Origin of the sequence: Gordonia sp. (in: high G+C Gram-positive bacteria) (genome assembly GCF_047602025.1) — a bacterium.
Taxonomy (GTDB): domain Bacteria; phylum Actinomycetota; class Actinomycetes; order Mycobacteriales; family Mycobacteriaceae; genus Gordonia.
Genome location: NZ_JASGII010000001.1, coordinates 1,727,558 through 1,746,682 on the forward strand (window position 1 = coordinate 1,727,558; position 19,125 = coordinate 1,746,682).

Annotated in this window: 17 protein-coding genes; 4 read left to right on the forward strand and 13 right to left on the reverse strand. The window is 69.7% G+C overall.

The genetic code is table 11. The annotated features are described in order from the left end of the window. Positions 1 to 147: 147 nt before the first annotated feature. Positions 148 to 822, forward strand: a complete 675-nt coding sequence (locus QM728_RS08610; protein WP_415031614.1) for an NUDIX hydrolase — start codon at positions 148 to 150, stop codon at positions 820 to 822. A 59-nt stretch (positions 823 to 881) separates the two neighbouring features. Here the strand turns inward: QM728_RS08610 and QM728_RS08615 are convergent, their stop codons facing one another. From QM728_RS08615 to QM728_RS08640, 6 genes are read right to left on the reverse strand one after another with little or no spacing between them, the layout of a single operon-like run. After that, positions 882 to 1,550 carry a DUF2567 domain-containing protein gene (locus QM728_RS08615; RefSeq protein WP_415031615.1) on the reverse strand — a complete coding sequence of 223 codons (669 nt, stop codon included), beginning with the start codon at positions 1,548 to 1,550 and terminating at the stop codon, positions 882 to 884. Continuing rightward, a complete protein-coding gene (locus QM728_RS08620) occupies positions 1,547 to 1,804 on the reverse strand; it encodes a hypothetical protein (RefSeq protein ID WP_415031616.1) in 258 nt (85 codons plus the stop codon). Before QM728_RS08620 ends, QM728_RS08615 begins: the two co-directional genes overlap by 4 nt. A gap of 2 nt (positions 1,805 to 1,806) precedes the next feature. Further along, positions 1,807 to 2,844 carry a biotin synthase BioB gene (bioB, locus tag QM728_RS08625; RefSeq protein WP_415031617.1) on the reverse strand — a complete coding sequence of 346 codons (1,038 nt, stop codon included), beginning with the start codon at positions 2,842 to 2,844 and terminating at the stop codon, positions 1,807 to 1,809. After that, the gene (gene bioD, locus QM728_RS08630) at positions 2,841 to 3,581 is read right to left on the reverse strand and encodes a dethiobiotin synthase (protein ID WP_415031618.1); all 741 of its coding nucleotides are present in this window, start codon (positions 3,579 to 3,581) and stop codon (positions 2,841 to 2,843) included. The genes bioB and bioD overlap by 4 nt, the downstream gene beginning before the upstream one ends. Next, entirely contained in the window at positions 3,578 to 4,705 is a 1,128-nt protein-coding gene (locus QM728_RS08635) for an 8-amino-7-oxononanoate synthase (protein ID WP_415031619.1), read from the reverse strand. Before QM728_RS08635 ends, bioD begins: the two co-directional genes overlap by 4 nt. Then, positions 4,702 to 5,973, reverse strand: coding sequence for an adenosylmethionine--8-amino-7-oxononanoate transaminase (locus QM728_RS08640; protein WP_415031620.1), 1,272 nt, complete (start codon positions 5,971 to 5,973; stop codon positions 4,702 to 4,704). Before QM728_RS08640 ends, QM728_RS08635 begins: the two co-directional genes overlap by 4 nt. Positions 5,974 to 6,088: 115 nt before the next feature. Between QM728_RS08640 and QM728_RS08645 the strand changes: the two genes are divergently transcribed. Genes QM728_RS08645 through treY form a run of 3 tightly spaced genes read left to right on the forward strand, consistent with a single transcriptional unit; the run spans position 6,089 to position 11,372 of the window. Then, positions 6,089 to 6,658, forward strand: coding sequence for a TetR/AcrR family transcriptional regulator (locus tag QM728_RS08645; protein ID WP_415031621.1), 570 nt, complete (start codon positions 6,089 to 6,091; stop codon positions 6,656 to 6,658). Between the two features lie 38 nt (positions 6,659 to 6,696). After that, a complete protein-coding gene (locus QM728_RS08650) occupies positions 6,697 to 9,033 on the forward strand; it encodes an acyltransferase family protein (protein WP_415031622.1) in 2,337 nt (778 codons plus the stop codon). 17 nt (positions 9,034 to 9,050) lie between these two features. Beyond that, the gene (gene treY / locus QM728_RS08655) at positions 9,051 to 11,372 is read left to right on the forward strand and encodes a malto-oligosyltrehalose synthase (protein ID WP_415031623.1); all 2,322 of its coding nucleotides are present in this window, start codon (positions 9,051 to 9,053) and stop codon (positions 11,370 to 11,372) included. A 14-nt stretch (positions 11,373 to 11,386) separates the two neighbouring features. On the opposite strand, the gene QM728_RS08660 is transcribed toward treY, so the two are convergent. The 7 genes from QM728_RS08660 to QM728_RS08690 all read right to left on the reverse strand — a co-directional run bounded on the left by QM728_RS08660 (position 11,387) and on the right by QM728_RS08690 (position 19,121). After that, positions 11,387 to 12,214, reverse strand: a complete 828-nt coding sequence (locus QM728_RS08660; RefSeq protein WP_415031624.1) for a hypothetical protein — start codon at positions 12,212 to 12,214, stop codon at positions 11,387 to 11,389. A gap of 78 nt (positions 12,215 to 12,292) precedes the next feature. Then, positions 12,293 to 13,468 carry an MCE family protein gene (locus QM728_RS08665; RefSeq protein ID WP_415031625.1) on the reverse strand — a complete coding sequence of 392 codons (1,176 nt, stop codon included), beginning with the start codon at positions 13,466 to 13,468 and terminating at the stop codon, positions 12,293 to 12,295. Continuing rightward, the gene (locus QM728_RS08670) at positions 13,456 to 14,568 is read right to left on the reverse strand and encodes an MlaD family protein (RefSeq protein WP_415031626.1); all 1,113 of its coding nucleotides are present in this window, start codon (positions 14,566 to 14,568) and stop codon (positions 13,456 to 13,458) included. Before QM728_RS08670 ends, QM728_RS08665 begins: the two co-directional genes overlap by 13 nt. Then, on the reverse strand, positions 14,565 to 15,692 hold the full coding sequence (locus QM728_RS08675; protein ID WP_415031627.1) for an MCE family protein: 1,128 nt from the start codon (positions 15,690 to 15,692) through the stop codon (positions 14,565 to 14,567). Before QM728_RS08675 ends, QM728_RS08670 begins: the two co-directional genes overlap by 4 nt. Next, the gene (locus QM728_RS08680) at positions 15,686 to 16,702 is read right to left on the reverse strand and encodes an MCE family protein (RefSeq protein ID WP_415031628.1); all 1,017 of its coding nucleotides are present in this window, start codon (positions 16,700 to 16,702) and stop codon (positions 15,686 to 15,688) included. The genes QM728_RS08675 and QM728_RS08680 overlap by 7 nt, the downstream gene beginning before the upstream one ends. Next, a complete protein-coding gene (locus tag QM728_RS08685) occupies positions 16,693 to 17,727 on the reverse strand; it encodes an MlaD family protein (RefSeq protein WP_415032863.1) in 1,035 nt (344 codons plus the stop codon). Before QM728_RS08685 ends, QM728_RS08680 begins: the two co-directional genes overlap by 10 nt. Continuing rightward, the gene (locus tag QM728_RS08690) at positions 17,709 to 19,121 is read right to left on the reverse strand and encodes an MlaD family protein (RefSeq protein WP_415031629.1); all 1,413 of its coding nucleotides are present in this window, start codon (positions 19,119 to 19,121) and stop codon (positions 17,709 to 17,711) included. The genes QM728_RS08685 and QM728_RS08690 overlap by 19 nt, the downstream gene beginning before the upstream one ends. Positions 19,122 to 19,125 lie beyond the last annotated feature (4 nt).

The following is a 19,125-nucleotide window of genomic DNA, read 5'->3' on the forward strand; positions in this document are numbered from 1 at the left end:
TCGCCGTTGGGCTGGGCGATTCAGGTGTTTTCGACTGTCGGTCGAAAACCTCGTTCATGGTAACACCCGGTCACCGTCGAGCATTCCCCCGATCGATGCCGCGCGCCACCGGGCCCCACTCCGGTCGTGCCGCCCTATGATCGGCTCGTGACCCCGAACCCCGTGCGCCTGGAAGTCCGGTGCGCCGTGTTTCGCATCGGGGCGCCGGCCGGGCTGCCCGACCCGCAACTCCAGGTACTGCTGGTGCCGACGGGCGTCGAGGACCGCTGGGAGTTGCCCGGCGGCCCCATCGAGGGGGACGCCGAACTCGCCGACACCGCGCTGACTTGCCTGCGCGACCAGGCCGGCGCCGGCGAGGTGGCCCATCTGGAGCAGTTGGAGGTGTTCTCCGCTCCGCGACGGATTCCCGGCGGTCGCACCGTGGCGTCGACCTATCTGGGGTTGGTCCGGCCGGACGCGCCCGCCGACGGCGCGGCCTGGCACGCGATCGACGCGCTGCCCGATCTCGTCGCCGATCATGCCGAGATCGTCACCACCGCACGCCACCGGTTGGCCGGCAAGCTGTCGTACACGAACATCGCGTTCGCGCTGGCGCCCGCGGAGTTCCCCATGTCCGAGCTGTCCGAGATCTACGGCGCGGCACTCGGCTACCCGGTCGACACGACGAACCTGCTGCGCATCCTGTCGCGACGCGCGGTGATCACCGCGACCGGCGGTGTGCGCCGCACCCGCGGCGGCGGTCGACCGCCCGCGCTCTACCGGTTCACCGACTCATCGCTGCGCGTCACCGACGAGTTCGCGACGCTGCGACCGCCGTTGTAGCGCCCACTCGGCAACGATTCACCGCCCACTCGGCAGAGTTTCACCGCCCACTCGGCCGGTTAGAGGGAGTCGCCGGGCTGCGCCGGTGGCCACGGTGCGTCGACCGGGTCGACCGGTTCCGGGCTGTCGGCGGCGAGGTCGGCGCGATCGGCCAACAGGACGTGGAACAGGTAGGTCAGCAGCGCCATCGTCGGCATGACGATGAGCAGGATCCCCGGAGCACCGACCGCGCCCTCGGCGGGCGAGCCCATCCAGAGCTTCGGGGCCCGCAGGAACGTGGCGCCGACCTCCAGCTTGGCGGCGTCGGGCAGGCGGGCAGCCAGTGCCGCGAGGCCGACCTCGATGGCCAGGCCGGAGGACACGACGGTGGTCACGGCCAGCAGCACGGCGCCGAGCGGGCCGCGCCACGAGCGCGCGTACCACCAGAACACCGAGCCGGCCACCACGCCGACGCCCATCATGGCCACGCAGAACCAGCCGATGCCGTCGAAGTACTCGCCGAGCGACTCCGACGGAACCGCGGCCACCCCCGGCCGGACGATCTCGGCCGTCGGCATCGGCGTCAGCAGCGACCAGACGACGGCGGCCAGCGCCGCCAGGGCGGCGATGCCGAGCACGACACGGATCAACTCACGGGACACCAGCCGGTTGGCGCGCAGCCCCGTCGCCGACGGCACGGGTTGCTCGAAGGACGACTGCCCGGGGGCGAGGATCACCGGTTCGCTCATCGTCGCTCCAATTCGGTCGAGTCCACCTCACCGTGCCGCGAGCAGCGCGCCCACCAGCCGTCGGGGCGCACCTGCACGACCATCCGCCGACCGCACTGCCCGCAGTAGCGCGGCGGTTCCAGCCCCAGCCGGGCCGTCGTCGGGATCGCGTCGGCGGCCTGCAGCTCGGTCTCGATGCCGGTGTACACCCCGTAGCGGTGGGGTGTGGTGAGCGGTCCGGCGGACGCGGCCGGCGGGGCGGTGTCGGCGGGCATCACTAGATCGTGTCGTTGAGCGCCTTGATGGGCATGGACAGGTTGTCCAGCAGGTCGAGGTCCTGCTCGGCGGGGCGGCCCAGCGTCGTCAGGTAGTTGCCGACGATGACCGCGTTGATGCCGCCCAGGATGCCCTGCTCGGCACCCAGATCGCCCAGGGTGATCTCGCGACCGCCGGCGAAGCGCAGGATGGTCCGCGGGAGCGCGAGGCGGAAGGCGGCGACCGCCTTGAGCGCTTCGGCCGCGGGCAGCACCTCGAGGTCCCCGAACGGGGTGCCCGGACGCGGGTTCAGGAAGTTCAGCGGCACCTCGTCGGGCTCCAGCTCGGCCAGGTCGGCGGCGAACTCGGCGCGCTGCTCGAGGGTCTCGCCCATCCCCAGGATGCCGCCGCAGCACACCTCCATGCCGGCCTCGCGCACCATCTTGAGCGTGTCCCAGCGCTCCTCCCACGTGTGGGTGGTGACGACGTTCGGGAAGTGCGACTTCGCGGTCTCCAGGTTGTGGTTGTACCGGTGCACGCCCATCGCGGCGAGCTCGTCGACCTGCTCCTGGGACAGCATGCCGAGGCTGCACGCGATCTGGATGTCGACCTCGTTGCGGATGGCCTCGATGCCGGCGGCCACCTGGCTCATCAGCCGCTTGTCGGGGCCGCGGACGGCGGCGACGATGCAGAACTCGGTCGCGCCCGTCTTGGCGGTCTGCTTGGCGGCCTCGACGAGCGAGGGGATGTCGATCCACGCGCTGCGCACCGGCGAGGCGAATAGGCCCGACTGCGAGCAGAAATGGCAGTCCTCCGGGCAGCCGCCGGTCTTGAGCGAAATGATGCCCTCGACCTCGACCTCCGGGCCGCACCAGCGCATGCGCACGTCGTGGGCCAGGGCGAGCAGCTCTTCGAGGCGCTCGTCGGGCAGCTGCAGCACGGTCAGCACCTGGTCGCGGGACAGGCCCTCGCCGCGCTCGAGCACCTGCTCGCGGGCGACGGCCAGGATGTCGGCGGCGTCGGCCGCGCCCTGGGTCGCGGTGGTGGAAGCTGAGGTCACGATCGGACTCCTTCGTCTGGTCGGCGGTCGGTGGTCGTGGTCTTCGGGGGCACCCAGTCGGGGTCGAACCAATTCGGTGCCGCGGCGAGGAATTCCTCGCGCGCCATGCCGCCGACGCCTTCGGGCAGCGTACCGATGACCGGGACTCCGGTCACGCGCGCCAGGTCGTCGGCATTGCATCGCATCGCCAGGTCGGGGTCGGCCGGCCACCAGCCGACGACGATTCCGGCCGGCGTCAGCCCGCGCGCACGGATCGCGGCGACGGTCAGTTCGGTGTGGTTGAGGGTGCCCAGCGCGGGCGACGCGACGACGACGACCGGGGCGCCGGCGTCGGCCGCGACGTCGAGGATGGTGAGCGGTCCCGCGTCGCCGCCGGACTCGGCCAGGCGGACCAGTACTCCCCCGGCCCCCTCCACGATCGTCACGTCGTGTGCCGCGGCCGTGTCGGCGATCGCCGCGGCGATGTCGTTTCGGCGCGGTTGCGGCAGACCCGCCCGCCGCGCCGCCACATCGGGGGCCAGCGGGTCGGTGAACCGCGCACATTCGACGGCGGTCACCGGGCCGGCCAGGCGCTGCACGTCGGCCAGGTCGGCCGGGGTGGCCTCGTCGACCCCGGTCTGCACGGGTTTGACGACGGCGATCCGCCGCGCGCCGCGCGAACGGGCCCGCGCCGCAAGGGCCGCGGTCGCGACGGTCTTGCCGACACCGGTCGAGGTGCCCGTGACGACGAGGATCATGCGGTCACCGCCTCGCGGTGCCGGTTGACGACCGCGGCCACCCGCTCGATGGCCGCCGCATCGAGGTCGGCGCGCGCGGTGATGCGCAGCCGCGAGGTCCCGGCGGGCACCGACGGCGGCCGGAAGCAGCCGACCAGCACGCCGTCGTCGCGGCAGCGGGCGGCCAATTCCACGGCGCGGTGCGGGTCGCCGATGATCAGCGACACGACCGCCGCCGACGGCTCGTCGGCACCGACCGCCCGCGCGATCGCCGCGGCGTTCGCGCGCACGCGCAGCGGCAGCGCCGGATTCTCCCGCAGCACCCCCAGTGCCGCCCGTGCCGCGCCGACGGCGGCGGGTGCGAGCGCGGTGTCGAAGATGAACGGCCGCGCGGTGTCGACGAGGTGGGCGCGCAGGGCCGCCGGACCCAGGACCATGCCGCCCTGTGCGCCCAGCGACTTGGACAACACCGCGGTCATCACCAGGTCCGGCGCGCCCGACAGCCCGGCCTCGGCGATCACGCCGCGCCCGCCCGGTCCGCGGACGCCGAGCGCGTGCGCCTCGTCGACGAGCAGCGCCGCTCCGGCCGCGCGCGCGACGCGGTACAGCTCGGCGACGGGTGCGACGGCCCCGTCGATGCTGCACACCGAATCGGTGACCACCAGCGCCCGGCGCCACTCGCCGCCGGCCAGGGCGGCCTCGACGGCGGCCACGTCGCCGCGGCCGACGACGACGACCTCGGCGCGCGAGAGTCGGCACCCGTCGATGAGCGACGCGTGCGCTCCGGCATCGCTGACGATGAGATCGCCGCGCCCGACCAGCGCGGTGATCGCACCGACGTTGGCCAGGTACCCCGACGAGAAGCACAGACCGGCGGCGAAGCCGGTGAAGTCGGCCAGTTCCGCTTCCAGCGCGAGGTGGGCCGACGTCGTGCCGGCGACCAGGCGCGAGGCCGTCGCACCGGCGCCGAACTCGGCGAGTGCCTCGCGGGCCCCGGCGATGACGCGCGGATCGGCGGCGAGCCCGAGGTAGTCGTTGGAGGCGAGGTTGAGCAGGCCGCCTGAGCGCACCACCGGGTCGCGGTGCAGTCCGGCGGCCGCGCGTTCGGCCGCCGCGTCGGCGAGCCAGTCCAGTGCGCCGCTCACGACCGCACCACCGCCTCGATTCCAGCGCAGATCGCCGCGACGTCGTCGGGGGTGCTGATGTACGGCGGCATCGTGTAGACGAGGTCGCGGAACGGGCGCAGCCAGACTCCGGCGCCGACGGCGGCAGCGGTGGCGCGAGCGAGATCGACGGGCTCGTCGAGTTGGACGACGCCGATGGCGCCGAGCACCCGGACATCGCGGACTCCCGGCGCATCCGCCAGCGGTGCGAGTCCCGCGCGCAGGCCGTCGTTGATGGCGGCGACGCGCTCGCGCCACGGACCCGACAGCAACAGGTCCGTCGAGGCGAGGGCGATCGCGCAGGCGAGGGGGTTCGCCATGAACGTCGGGCCGTGCGCGAGCCCGCCCGCCTCGCCGGCGCTGATGGCCGCCGCGATGTGGCCGGTGCACAGCGTCGCCGCCAGCGTGAGGTAGCCGCCGGTGAGCGCCTTGCCGACGCACATGATGTCCGGGGCGACGCCGGCGTGGTCGGCGGCGAAGAGTTCCCCGGTGCGGCCAAAGCCGGTGGCGATCTCGTCGAAGACCAGCAGCACGCCCGCCTCGTCGCAGACCTCGCGCAGCACCCGCAGGTACGCGGCGTCGTGGAAACGCATCCCGCCGGCGCCCTGCACGACCGGCTCGACGATCACCGCGGCCAGCTCGTCGGCGTGCGCGGCGATCGCGTCGCGCAACCGCTGAGCGTAACCGTCGTCGAAGGCCGCGGGCGGGGCGTCGACGAATACCTGCTCGGCGAGGACGTCGGTCCACAGCGAGTGCATGCCGCCCTCGGGGTCGCACACGCTCATCGGCGTGAACGTGTCGCCGTGATACCCGCCGCGCCAGGTCAGCAACCGGGTCTTGGCCGGTTTGCCGACCGATCGCCAATACTGCAGCGCCATCTTCACCGCGACCTCCACCGACACCGATCCGGAGTCGCTGAAGAAGACCCGGTCCAGGCCGTCGGGGGTGATCTCCACCAGGCGCGCGGCCAACTCGATCGCCGGCCGGTGCGTGAGACCGCCGAACATCACGTGACTCATCGCGCCCAATTGGTCGGCGGCGGCGGCATCGAGGACGGGGTGGCGGTAGCCGTGGATCGCCGCCCACCACGAACTCATCGCGTCGACCAGCCGGCCCGCCTCGGTCTCGAGGTGCACGCCGTCGGCGGAATGGACCATGAGCGCCGGCACGGCCGGCGGCAACGCTCCGTAGGGGTGCCAGACGTGCTGCTCGTCGAGCTGCGCGAGGGCGGCCTGCAGCGACGGCGGCATGGCTCCTCCTCAACCTCGGCGGCGGGTCTGACAGCGGCCCGACTGCTGGTCGGGGCTCCTGTACACCGTACAGGGCCGGTGTACGCGGTCGATCCCCGCCCGCTACCGTGGAGTCGTGGCAATCACCCGCGGCGACGTGCTGGACGCAGCGCGCGACATCCTGTGCCGGCACAGCCTGGCCGACCTGTCGATGCGCCGCCTCGCCACCGAGCTCGGGGTGTCCCCCAACGCGCTCTACTGGCACTACCCGGACAAGCAGACGCTGTTGGCCGCACTCGGCGACGACATCCTCGCCGACGTCTCGGTCCCCTCGGACGAGCTGCCCTGGGACGAGCGCCTGGAGGCCCTCGTCCGCGCGATGCGGGCCCGTCTGTGCGCGGTGCCCGACAGCGCCGAGGTGGTCTCGTCGAGCTGGTCGAGCGGGTTGTCGTCGATGACATCCCTGTCGCACCTGACCGCCGCCGCCGCGGCGGCAGACCTGCCCGGGCCCGCCCGACGGGGGCTGGTCACGGCACTGGCCCAGCTCGTCATCGGCCTCACGATGGAGGAGCAGACCCGGCGCCAGATGGAGCGGCTCGGCGTGATCGAGCCCGACGGCCGCGACTTCGACGCGGAGTTCGATGACGCGCTCGCCATCGTGCTCGCCGGGGCCCGCGCGGCCGCCGCCGCAAACGCCCTGGCCTGAGCGTTCTCTCAGGTGGGCCGTGGTAAGTTCGCTCACCGATGACAGCCCCTCGAAACCGGCCCGGCAACAAGCCTGGGAGCAAGCCGCGGAGCAAGCCCCGCGGCACCCTCAGCAGCGCCAGAACCGGTCCCAAGGCGGCCGGCGCGGACGGTGCCGCGGCGTCGTCGAGCTACCGCTCCGACCTGGACGGCCTGCGCGGCGTCGCGATCCTGCTGGTGGCCTGCTTCCACATCTGGGCGGGCAAGGTCTCCGGCGGCGTCGACGTCTTCCTCGCGCTCTCCGGCTACTTCTTCATCGGCTCGCTCCTGCGCCACGCGATCGCATCGCAGTCGCCGCAGATGAGCTACCGCGACGCCGGCAATCCCTGGCCCCGGTTCCAGCGCCTGCTCAAGCGGCTCATTCCCGCGCTCTACACCGTCCTCATCGGGATCGCGCTCCTCACGGTCGTCATCATCGCGCAGAGCCGCTGGATCGACATGGGAAAGCAGGTCTTCGCGTCGGCCTTCTACTACCAGAACTGGTGGTTGGCGGCGAACTCCCGCGACTACCTGGCGGCCGGCGCCAGCAACAGCCCCATGCAGCACATCTGGTCGATGTCGGTGCAGGGCCAGTTCTTCCTCGCCGTGCTGCTGCTCGCGATGGCGGCGTCGATGCTGCTCAAGCTGGCGGCGCCCTTCCTGGCGCGCACCCGCTTCGGTACCAAGCGCAGCGTGACGTACATCGTCGGAATCCTGGTGCTCGGTCTGTTCAGCATGTCGATCTACTGGGCCAACATGCGGCACGGCGTCGACCAGCCGTTCAACTACTACGACACCTTCGCCCGCACGTGGGAGCCGCTCGCCGGCGGCCTGCTCGCGATCTGGATGCCGCGCGTGCGCCTGCCGAACTGGCTGCGCGTCGTCATCGGGCTGGTGGCGCTCGGCCTGATCCTCAGCTCCGGTCTCTGGATCAAGGGCGTCGAGGAGTACCCGGGCCCACTGGCCCTGGTCCCCGTCGGTGCGACGGTGGCCCTGATCTGGACCGGATCCGCCGCGGCCAAGCGCGCGGGGTCGGCCGACGGGACCGGGTCGCCGACCGACCTCGTGAACCGGGTCGACGTCAACCGACTGTTGGCCCACCCGTCCATGATCTGGCTAGGCAACATCGCCTACTCGCTGTACCTGATCCACTGGCCGCTGCTGATCTTCTTCCTCGCGCAGACCAAGAAGGAACACGCCAGCATCGTCGAGGGCAGCGTGATCCTGCTGCTCTCGATCGGCCTCGCGTGGCTGTGCAAGCGCTACATCGAGGACCCCGTCCGCTACTCCCGACGTCCCGCGCCGCTCTTCGGCGAGGCCCGCCCCACCCCGAACGTGGTGCGCCACCAGGGTTGGCTGCGGCGGCACCTGCTGACCTACAGCGCCCTGGTCATGACGGCCATCCTGGGGGCCATGGTCGTCATCGGCATCGGCAGCCGCACCTGGACCTGGTATGTGATGAACCAGCGGGTCGACACCACCACACTCAGCATCCAGGACTACCCCGGTGCGCGGGCGCTGCTCAACCACGCCCCCGTGCCGGACAAGCCGCCGCGGCCGGCCCCGAACGTCGCCGAGTTCGATTTCCCGGAGACCAGTACCGACGGGGTGATGTCCGACTTCCTGGACAACGACATCCACGTCGGCGTCTACGGCGACAAGCAGGCGAAGCGCACCATCGCCCTCGCCGGCGGCTCGCACGCGGAGATGTGGATCACCGCCATGAACATCCTCGGCAAGCGCTACCACTTCCGGGTCACGACCTACCTCAAGATGGGTTGCCCGCTGACCACCGATCGGGTTCCCCTCAAGTCCGGCACCGACAACCCGTATCCCGAGTGTTACGACTGGAGCCAGCGCGTCGTCAAGAAGATCCTCGCCGAACACGAGGCCGGCCGGGTCGACGCGGTCATGACCAACACGACCCATCCGCGCCGCAAGGCCCCCGGCGACTGGATGCCCACCGACTACAAGCCGATCTTCGAAGACTTCATGGATGCGGGCCTGCCCGTGATCGGCATCCGAGACACCCCGTGGCCGCGCGACAAGCGAGGCCAGGGCTTCCTCACCCCCGAGTGCCTCGCCGACGGGGGTGACGCGGAGAGCTGCGGCACCGAACGAGCGTCGGCGCTGTCCCCGACCGACCCCGCGATTCCGTTTGCCAAGGAACACGAGGGGCTCTTCCACCGCATCGACATGACCGCCGGGGTCTGCACCGCCGACTTCTGTCCGGCCATCATCGGGAACATCGTGGTCTACAAGGACTACCACCACCTGTCGGCGACCTACGTGCGCAGCCTGACCGACGAACTCGGCCGCCAACTTCGCGCCCAGATCGACTGGATCGGGCGTCCCTGACCGGTAAGGTTGCGACCGTGGCGAAAACCGGTGCGCCCGTTGCGACTTATCGTGTCCAACTCACCCCTGACTTCGGATTCTCCGAGCTGGGCAAGGCACTGAAGCCCATTGCCGCGCTCGGCGTCAGCCACCTGTACCTCTCGCCGATCCTGGCGGCCATGCCCGGCTCGACCCACGGCTATGACTGGTGCCCCCCGGCGGTGATCAGCCCCGAGCTCGGCGGCATCGAGGGTTTCGTCGCCCTGCGCGAGGCCGCCCGCAAGCGCAAGCTCGGACTCATCGTCGACATCGTTCCGCAGCACGTCGGCGTCGCCGACCCCTCGGCCAACCCCTGGTGGTCCGACGTCCTCACCCACGGGCCGGCATCGGACTACGCGACGTGGTTCGACCTGCTGCCCACACCCGACGGGCTTATCGAGCTCCCGGTGCTCGGCGACGACGGGCTCGAGGCCGTCACCCTCGACAACCGGGGGCGCCTGGTCTACCACGACCGGGTCTTCCCCACCGCCCCCGGCACGGTGGCCCCCGGCGACGACGCGGCGACCGTCGCCGGCCGCCAGCACTACCGACTCGTCCCGCACTCCAGCGGCCGCTACGGCTATCGCCGCTTCACCGATGTCAGCGACCTCGCGGCGCTGCGCGTCGAACTGCCCGAGGTTTACGAGGCCACGCACGGGTGGTTGCGCGAGCTGATCGCCGACGACCTTGTCGACGGGGTCCGCGTCGACCACCTCGACGGTTTCACCGACCCGCTCGGCTATCTGCGCCGGCTCCGGGCGGATGTCGGGCAGAAGCGGCTGATCTACGTCGAGAAGATGCTGTCACCGCTCGAGCAGCTGCCGATGGAATACCCGGTCGAGGGCACCACCGGCTACGACCAGCTGGCCGTCGTGGGCTCGCCGTTCACCTCGGCCGCGGGCTTGCGCGAGTTGACCGAGCTGTGCGAGTTCTCGACCGGCATCTCCGGGGACGCGACGTGGACGCTGCTCGAGCAGCAGAAGCTGCGCCACGAGGTCCTCGCCGAGCGGTACGCGGCCGAGCACGCGCGCTTGGCCGTGACCCTGGCCCGCGCCATCGGCGGACAGGAACCGACGATCGCGCAGCTGTGCGCCCTGACCGCCGAGATGATCGTCCTGATGCCGGTCACCCGCCCCGACCAGCAGGACGGCACCGGTCTGATCCGGGAGATCGGCGACCTCGTGGCCGCCGGTCACCCGGAGCTGCGCGCCTGGGTGCCGACCGTCGTGTCGGCGTTGGAGGGCACCCCGGCGGCGGCCGCCCAACTGGGCCAACTCTGTGCTTCGGTCTACACCAGCGCGGTGGAGAACATCCTGTTCTACCGGAACCCGCGCCTGGTCTCCCTCAACGAACTCGGCTGCCAGGCCTGGCTCGGACTGCCCGAGATGGCCCGGTTCCACGACGAGAACACCGTGCGCGCGCAGCGCCACCCGCTGGCGCTCACCACGATGAGTTCGCACGACACCAAGCGCAGCGAAGACGTCCGTACGCGCATCAGCCTGCTGTCCCAGGTCCCGCAACGGTGGTCGCTGGTCTTCAGCCAGATCTGTCGCGCCGCCGATCCCCCCGACCGTGCCACCGGCATGTTCCTGCTGGAGAACTTCTTCGGCGCGTGGCCCGTCGACGAGGAGGGGCCGGTCGAGCCCGACGACGAGTGGCACGAGCGGATGCGCGCCTATGCCGTCAAGGCGGTGCGCGAGGCGGGACTGCACTCTTCGTGGAACCATCCCGACCACGACTACGAGGCCCGGCTACTCGCGTGGGTCGACGCGGTCACCGCCGCACCGGTCAACAGCCCGTTGGTCGACCTGGTCTCGCAGACGTTCGAGGCGTGGTGGGCCGATGCCACCGCACGCAAGGTCGTGAGCCTGCTGTGCCCCGGCGTCGGCGACATCTACCAGGGCTCCCAGTGGTGGACCGATGCCCTGGTCGACCCGGACAACCGACGGCCGGTCGACTACCGCCGCAGCCTCGAGCACCCGAAGTCGCGGGCCATCATCAACGCCCTGGCGGTGCGGCGGCGCAACGCGGCGGCGTTCGGGCCGGGCGGCACCTACACGGCGATCCGGGCCACCGGCGAAGCCGCCGATCGCATCCTGGCGTTCGGGCGCGGTGAACCCGACGGCGATCAGCCGTGCGTCATCGTCGCGTGCGCGCGACACACCTACAGCTTCGCCCGCGAACCGAAAGAATCGACGTTCCTACCGCTGCCGCGCGGAACCTGGCACGACAAGGCCGGCGGTCGCCGCTTCAGCGGCGAGGTGGTCATCGCCGACCTGTTGGGGGCCGATCACCCCGTGGTCGTGCTCGAGCGCAAGTAGGAGCCTGCGGGGCGTCAGTTGCCCGACGATCCGCTGCCGGGCATGCCCGGCGGCAGCGGCGTCTGCTGGCGTTTCGGACCGCCGTCCTGCAGCACCGTCGAACCGATCAACTCGGCCTTGTTGACGTACCACTTGCGCGCCGCCCAGAAACCGTGGCGCTCGCGCGTCAGATCGACGCGCATCACGACGCGGTTCGCCGTCTTCGTCGGAGCCATCGAGCCGCTGGACTCGATCTTGGCGATCACCAGCGCGGAGCTGTTGTCGCCGCGAATACTCTCCACCGCGGCGGCCTGGATCTCCGACGTCGCCTTCACGTTGAGCTGCTTGGTCTGCTTGGTGTGCTCGTCGCGCTGCTGGCTGAGCGTCTCGCGCAGCTTGCCGGTCGACATCGGCCCGAGGACTTCCTTGGCCTTGGCGGCCTCCTCGGCGTTGCTGACGGTCACCATCGAGGTCACAAACTTGCTGGCCGTCGCCTGGATGTCGTTGAAGGCCCGCACCTGCTGGCGCGCGCTGAACCAGTTGAGCATGCAGAAGATGAGCGCGGCGGCCGCCAGCACGGCGGCGCCGGCCAACAGCAGTTGACGCATGTCGAGGGTCAGCGAGACCTGGCGGGACTTCTTCTCAGAAGCATCGTCCCCGGCCGCGACGGCCTCGGCCTTGTCGGCCTTGCCATCCGCATCCGCCGACTCGGTGGCGGCCGACTTGGCAGCGGTCTTCTTCGGCGCGGCCTTCTTGGCCGGCGTCGACGAAGAGCCGGCCCGCGACTTGCGCTTCACACCGGTCAGGTCCTCGGCGGCGTCGTCGACGCCGTCAGAATCAACATTCTTCGCAGGCTTCGCCATGCATCCTTCTTCGGGTCTCGATGGTCGTCGTGCCGGTCCCCGCCCGCAGGTGCGGACGGGTCCTCGGCTCGGGACACGCTACCGGTCGAGCGGGACCGTGCGTGCGTTGGGATCGAAATTCGGCGGCGGGCCGGCCGTGTCGTCCCCCGGCGGTCGCGGTGCGTTGGCCGCGCCGCGGATCTGCTGGTTCGGATCCTCCGTGACGCAGTACAGGTTGTACGGAACCGTCAGTTCCAACAGCTGGGTCGGCCGGGTCGGCGTCACCGGGTAGGTGCACGACGGGCGCGGGTACAACGACGCCATCGCCCACCACGCCCCGTGGTGGAACATGGCCATCGACTTGGCCGAACCGTCGCGGACCGCGGGCAGCAGCGCGGCGATCGCCGGTGCGCGGATCGCGCCCTGACGGGCCACCTCGCGCACCTGTTTGAGGACGTCGGTGACCGGGTCGCGAATCTCGCTGAGCGAACCGGTCAGGCTGCTGACCTGGGCCGGGCCGTCGCCGAGCAGCGTGCGCAGCTCCTTGTCGGCCGCCATGGCCGCGTTGATCACCGAGCTGCCGCCGCTCACCAGGCTCTGCAGGTCCGGTTGGATCCCGCTCGTGGTGTTCAGGATCGCACCGGCGTTGTCGATGAGGTTCTGCGTCTGCGGCAGCACCTTGTAGAGGTCGGTGAAGATCGTGCCGGCCGAGTCGAGGAGTACGCGCAGGTCGTTGTTGCTGCGGTCCTGGCCGGACAGTGCGACGTCGAGCTGGTCGAACGTCGACGCCAGCTTCTGCGGGTCGATCTGGTCGACGACGCCCAGCGTCGTCTCCAGCATCTTCGGGAACGGGGTCGCGACCGAGGTTTGGCCGACGGCGATCTCGTCGCCGTTCTTGAAGTACGGGCCATCAGCGGTCTGCGGCAGGAAGTCGATGAACTGCTCGCCGGCGGCCGACAGCCCACTCGCCCGGACCACGGCGTTGTGGTTGATCTTCACGCCACCGTTGACCTTGACCTTGACGTCGACGCCGTCCTGCTTGACCTGGATGTCCTCGATGCTGCCGATTCGCGCACCGCGCAGGTAGACGCCCGAGGTCTTCTGGATTCCACCCGAGGTCGGGAAGTGGACGAGCATGTCGTAGTTGTTGGTCAGCGGACGCCAGCGCATCGCGCCGAACGACAGGTACGCCAGTCCGAGCAGCATCACCAGCACGAGTGCGAGGTTGCCGGCGAGCGACGTGTGCTTCTTGACCCAGGTAATCATCCGCAGCATCCCTTCGCGGCGCCCAGCTGGGCGAGGATGCGCAGCAGCGTCTGCTGGAGCGCATGCGTGCCCTCGTCGAGGTCCTTGAGCTCGGGGAAGCGCGACGCGGCATCGAAGCCGGTGCCCGGCGTCAGGTAGTAGACACGGGTGCCGACTGAGGCGGCCGACGTCTTGGTCGACTTCGCCCACTTGGGCAGCAGCAGGTGAAGGTTGTCCATCAGCGGGCCGACGGTGTTCGACGCCTCGTTCAGCCCGGCGACCGCCGTCGCCAGCGAGCTGACCAAATCGATGGTGTCCTGCGAACGGGTGTTCAGGAAGTCGTTGGTCGCGGCGGTGAGCCGGTTGCTCTTCTCCACCGTCGAGAGGATCAGCGACATCTGCGAGTTGACGGCGTTGACCGCCGCGGGCAGCTTCGCGATGGCGGCCTGAATCTGCGGGCGGCCGTCGGAGATCTGCGCGGTCAGCCCCTGGGTCAGCCGCATCGACTTGTCCACCTGGGCGGCGTTGGCGTTGAGGCGGTTAATCGACGTGGTGAACCCGCTGATCACACCGGCCAGATCGTCGTGGTCCTGCGGCGTGGTGCCGATGGCGGCCGCCATCTCGTTGATGATCGTCTGCAGCGAACCGAGCGAACCGCCGTCGACGGTGGCCGCCGCGGTCACCAGCAGGTCCTCGACCGTCGCCGCCGCACTCGTCTTGCCGGTCAGCTCACCACCATCGGCGACTTGGCTGTCGGCGTTGCCGGTCGGCGGCTGCAGCGCGATGAACACGTCGCCCAACGGCGTCGCCTGGCGCAACTCGGCGCCGGTGTTCGCCGGCAGCTTCGCGTCCTTGCTGACCGCCATGGTGACGATGGCGTGGTAGTCCTTGGCCTCGATGTTGGTCACCATGCCGACATCGGTGCCGTAGAGGCGGACCTTGGCGCGGGCCGGGAGGTTCAGCGCGTTGTCAAAGGTGGTCTTCACCTTGATCGACGGCCCGATGCCCCCGGGCACCGGGAGCGGGATCTGCTCGACCGTCAGGCCGGGCAGCTTGCTGCAGCCCGACAGCACGAGCGTCGCGCTCACACCGAGAACAGCCGCGGCGCGCACGGTTTTTCGACGCGTCATTTGAGGGCCTCCAAGATCGCCGAGAAGATGCCCATGTCGGGGCCGAAGTCCTTCAACTGACCCGTCCGGCAGCCGTTCTTGTGCAGGTTGATCGTCTCGCAGAACCGCGACAGCATCTGATTGTCGGCCAGCGACTTGTCCAGGAACACCTGGGCGCGCCAGGCGCCCTGCTCCTCGGAGATCGAGTTCGACAGGTTCTGGAAGAGCAGCGGACCGAGGTCGATGGTCTCCACAACCTGGCGCGAGTAGTCGCCCAGGTTCTCCGCCAGCGCCGCGAGCTTCGCCGTCGAGACGGCGATGTTGCCCGAGTTGTGGGACAGCATCTCGGTCGTGTTGCGGAGCATCGCGTTGAGGTCGCCCAGCGCGGCCACCAGGCCCGGGGACTGGCGGTCGAGTGTCGCGGCGACATCGGTCACCGACGAGGAGAACTTCCGCATCTTCGGGTAGTTCGACACCAACTTGGTCGACAGGTCGTTGATCATCTTGATCAACGACACCAGCGCGTCACTGTTGTCCGACGCCAGCTTGCCGGCCTTGCTCATCTGCGTGACGGCATCGGCGAAGCGCTGGCCGTTGTCGGCGGTGATCCCGTCCGCCAGATCGAGGAACTCCGACAGCGGTCCGGTGCCCTTGTCGTTGCCGCCGAAGGCGTCCATCAGCTTGTCGACGGAGTCGAAGAGCTGCGCGATCTCGACCGGCGCCTTCGTCTCCTGGATCGTGTCGCCGTCCTTGAGCTTGTCGCCGCCCGAGTAGGCGGGGCTCAACTCGATGTGGCGAGTCGTCACGATCGACGTGTTGACGATCGCGGCGGTCACGTCCTTAGGGACGTCGATGGCCTTCTTGACGGTGAAATTCACCTTGACGCGCTTGCCCTGCGGCTCGATCTTGGTGATGCGGCCGACCGGCATGCCGAGCACGGCGACGTCGTTGCCGTGGTACAGGCCGGCGACGCTGTCGAAGTAGGCGGTGATCTCATTGGACTGGCCCAGCTTCGACTGCAGCCCTTGCGGAACCATCGAGCACGAGCTGGTGCCCAGTGCCGCGGCGAGGAGCAGCGCCGCCCCCGCGGTCGACCGGCGCCACGTGGCGCCGCCGCCGTTCTTGGTCTTGGTCGTCGTCAGCATCCGTCCACCACCCGGGCCGTGCACAGCCAGTTGTCCGGGAACAGGCCCCACGGCAGGTAGCCGTTTGCGTAGGGGCCGTCGCCGGTGATGTTGACCGTCGCGCGCGCGGTGATCGGCAGGATCTCCAGCATCTTGCGAAGGTTGTTGCGGTTCTTCTCCAGGCCCTGCGAGACGGTCTGGATGTTCGCGAGCAGCGGGCCCAGCTGGCCGGCGTTGTCCGCGCCGATCTCCTGCGCGTTGCGGGTCAGCGTCGCCAGGCCGTCGAGGAGCTTGGTGACCATGGCCTCGCGGGCCACGATCTTGCCCGCCAACTGCTGCCCCTGGCCGATGATCGTGGCCAACTGGACCTGGTTGTCGTCGACGACCGAGGTCACCGTTTTGGTGTCCTTGATCAGCTGGTTGATCTGCTCCTTGCGGCTGGTGATGACCTCGGACATGCGGGCGAGCCCGTCGATTGTCGGCCGCGCCAGCGCGGGAGTCCCGTCCAACTGCTTGTTCAGGTCCTTCAGGCTCGACGACAGGTCGTCGGGGTCGACCCCGGCGAGGATCGGTGTGCCCGCCTCGATCGTCTGGTTCAGGTCGTAGGGCACGGTCGTCGCGTTGAGGGTGAACCTGTTGTCCTTCAACTTGTCCTTGTCGTCGCCGAGTGAGATGTCGACGTAGCGCTGTCCGAGCAGCGTCGACATCTTGATCTGGGCGGCGCCGTTGGACCGGATGTCCACGTCCTTGTCGACCTTCATGTCGATTTTGACATGGGCGCCCAGGTCGTTGGTCTTCTGCTGCAGGGAGGTACCGGTGACCTCGCCGACGTCGATGCCGGCGACGCGGACCTTGTCGCCGGGACGGATGCCGCCGGCCTGCAGGAAATCGCCGGTGACGCTCTTCTTGCCGATGTGGGCGCCGGCGACGATGAAGACGCCGACCAGCAGCGCCACCATGGCCAGGGCCCCGATGACACCGGTCCACAGCTGTGGCCGCTCGCGGTACTTGGACGTGAGGGTCATCGGCATGCCTCCGAGTGTGCCGTGCCGCCGATCTTGTTCATGATCCCCGGCGGCAGCAGGATATCGCCAAAGGTGATGTCGAGGTCACAGGCGTAGATGTTCAGGTGCGCGCCCTGCCCCATAACCAGCGGAAAGTGGCCGAGGAACACCGGCAGGTCGATCGCCGCCTGGTCCAGCTTGGCGCCGATCCCGATCAGCCGGTTGGTGGCGGTGGTGGCGTTGGAACCCGCCGAGGCGAGGTCGCCCTGCGTCTTGGCGAGGATGTCGCCGAAGCCGGCTGCGGTCCGGCCGATGTCGTTGACCGCCTTGCCGAAGGTGGCCGAGTTCGAGTTCAGGCTCGACACCAGGTCGCCCAGGCCCTTGGTCAGGTCGGAGACCTGCGCACCCTGCTTGGACAGGTCTCCCATGACGCCGGACAGGTGGGTGACGATCGAGCCGATCACCTCGTCGCGGTTGGCCATGTCGTTGGCCAGGTCTGAGATCTGCCGTGTGGTGGTGACCAGCGAGACCTTGTCGCCCTGGAACACCTGGATGAGGCCGTTGGACAGGTTGTTGATCTGCTCGGGGGTCAGCGTCTCGAACAGCGGCTGGAAGCCGGCCAGCAGGCGCGTCACATCGAAGGAGTCCTCCGACTCCTGCTTCAGCTCTGAGCCCGACGGCAGTTCCGTGCGGGGCGCGCCGTCGACCAGGCTCAGCTGGATGTAGCGCTGCCCGATCAGGTTCTGGTAGCGGATGGACGCCTTGGTGGCCTCGAAGACAGGCTGCTTGCGATCGACGGTGAAATCGACGCGGGCCATGCCGTCGTCGAGCTTGATCTTCCCGATGCGGCCGACGCGCACGCCCGCCATGCGGACGTCGTCGCCGTCGGCGAGGCCAGAGGCGTCGTGGAATTTGGCGGTGTAGCTGTTGGTCGTCGTCGGACCGGACCGCATCAGCGTCGACCAGATCGTGTAGGTCAACAGCAGTGCGAACACCGCGAACAGGGAGAAGCCGATCAGCGGCTTGCGGATGCTCATCGTCCTCCTTCCGATCGTCGGGGAGCGGGCTGACCGGGCTTGCGCGCGGCCGGCTTCTTCGGGTTGGCGGAGCCGCGCGACGGAGCGGTGCGCGGCACGCCGGGCAGCTGGGGCTTGACGCTCGGCTTGCGCTTCGGGCCGACCGAGTCGACCAGCGGGCCCAGCATCAGGATCTCCGCGGGCGTCGGCTCACGGCCCAACATGGCGCGCAGGGTGCCGACGTCGGTGCCCGTGGTGACCGAGCCCGCGGCCATGCGGCGCATGCTCGGCGGGAAGATCGCCAGCGGACCCGAGCTCGTCGGACCGGTGCCGGTGCCCGGGCCGACACAGCCCGGCCCGCGCAGCTGGCCATACTTGCCACCGTTGTAGACGGGGCAGTTCTGCCGCGTGTACCGCATGAAGGCGCTGAAGCTGATGCCCAGGTTGAGCCGGGCGTGACCGTTAACGGCGGTGAACACCGTCTGCACCCGGGCGGCGAGCCGGTTGAGGGCGACCACGGCGTCGGGCAGCGCGCGCGGTTCGAGCACCGCGGCACCGACGACCTGGTTCAGGTCGCCGACCAGCGCCTTGCCGACGTCGCCGTTGGCGGCGAACATGGCTTGCGTCTCATCGGTCACCCGTTGTGCGGCCGAAAGCATGGCGGTGATGTTGTTCTGGTTCTCCGCGATCGTCGCGGCGGGCACAACGCTCTTGCCGAGCGCGTCGAGCAATTGGGGCGCCGACTTGGAGAGGCCCGCGACGGTCTTGTTGAAGTCGTCGAACCCGGGGGGCGCACCCGCCGGGAACAGCGCGTTGAGGTCGTCGAAGTACTCGCGCAGCGTCTCGGAGAACATCGAGAAGGTCGTGCCGCCGCCGCGCATGGCGTCGGCGATCGAGCCGAGCACGCCGGCCAACTGCTCCGGCGGGACCGAGCGCATGATGTCGCGCAGTTGGTTCTGGGCGTCCTGCAGGGCCAGCGTCTCCTTGGACGTGTCGGCCTCGATCTTGGTGTCGGCCTTGATCGCCTGGACGGTCTGGGTGTCCGACGGCGGCACCAGCTCGACCGAGTTCACGCCGAACAGGTTGGACGGGACGGTGCGCGCGGTGACGGTGCCCGGGATGCCGGCGGCCTGCTTCGGGTTGAGGTTGATCTTGACCAGGCGCATCTCTTCGCCGGAGTCGCCGTTCACGGCGTCCACACCCTTGACCTCACCGACGATGAAGCCGTTGTAGCGCACGTCCGCAGCACTCACCAGGCCGTCGCCGACGTCCTTCAGCTCCGCCGTAACCGGTACGACCTTGTCGAATTTGCCCTGGTAGCGCATGCCCAGCAGCGTGAAGATCAGCGCGAGCACGGCGAGGAAGATCGCCCCGCGGATGACGTAGCTGGTGAGCGACGGGTTGCGCCCCGAAGTGTCGATGAATGGCATGCGA

Bases quoted from the DNA above. Each gene is read 5' to 3' on its own strand.
- QM728_RS08615 (WP_415031615.1), bottom strand. From the start codon at position 1,550: ATGAGCGAACCGGTGATCCTCGCCCCCGGGCAGTCGTCCTTCGAGCAA.
- QM728_RS08620 (WP_415031616.1), bottom strand. From the start codon at position 1,804: ATGCCCGCCGACACCGCCCCGCCGGCCGCGTCCGCCGGACCGCTCACC.
- bioD (WP_415031618.1), bottom strand. From the start codon at position 3,581: ATGATCCTCGTCGTCACGGGCACCTCGACCGGTGTCGGCAAGACCGTC.
- QM728_RS08640 (WP_415031620.1), bottom strand. From the start codon at position 5,973: ATGCCGCCGTCGCTGCAGGCCGCCCTCGCGCAGCTCGACGAGCAGCAC.
- QM728_RS08650 (WP_415031622.1), top strand. From the start codon at position 6,697: ATGACAGCCCCTCGAAACCGGCCCGGCAACAAGCCTGGGAGCAAGCCG.
- QM728_RS08660 (WP_415031624.1), bottom strand. From the start codon at position 12,214: ATGGCGAAGCCTGCGAAGAATGTTGATTCTGACGGCGTCGACGACGCC.
- QM728_RS08665 (WP_415031625.1), bottom strand. From the start codon at position 13,468: ATGCTGCGGATGATTACCTGGGTCAAGAAGCACACGTCGCTCGCCGGC.
- QM728_RS08670 (WP_415031626.1), bottom strand. From the start codon at position 14,568: ATGACGCGTCGAAAAACCGTGCGCGCCGCGGCTGTTCTCGGTGTGAGC.
- QM728_RS08675 (WP_415031627.1), bottom strand. From the start codon at position 15,692: ATGCTGACGACGACCAAGACCAAGAACGGCGGCGGCGCCACGTGGCGC.
- QM728_RS08680 (WP_415031628.1), bottom strand. From the start codon at position 16,702: ATGCCGATGACCCTCACGTCCAAGTACCGCGAGCGGCCACAGCTGTGG.
- QM728_RS08690 (WP_415031629.1), bottom strand. From the start codon at position 19,121: ATGCCATTCATCGACACTTCGGGGCGCAACCCGTCGCTCACCAGCTAC.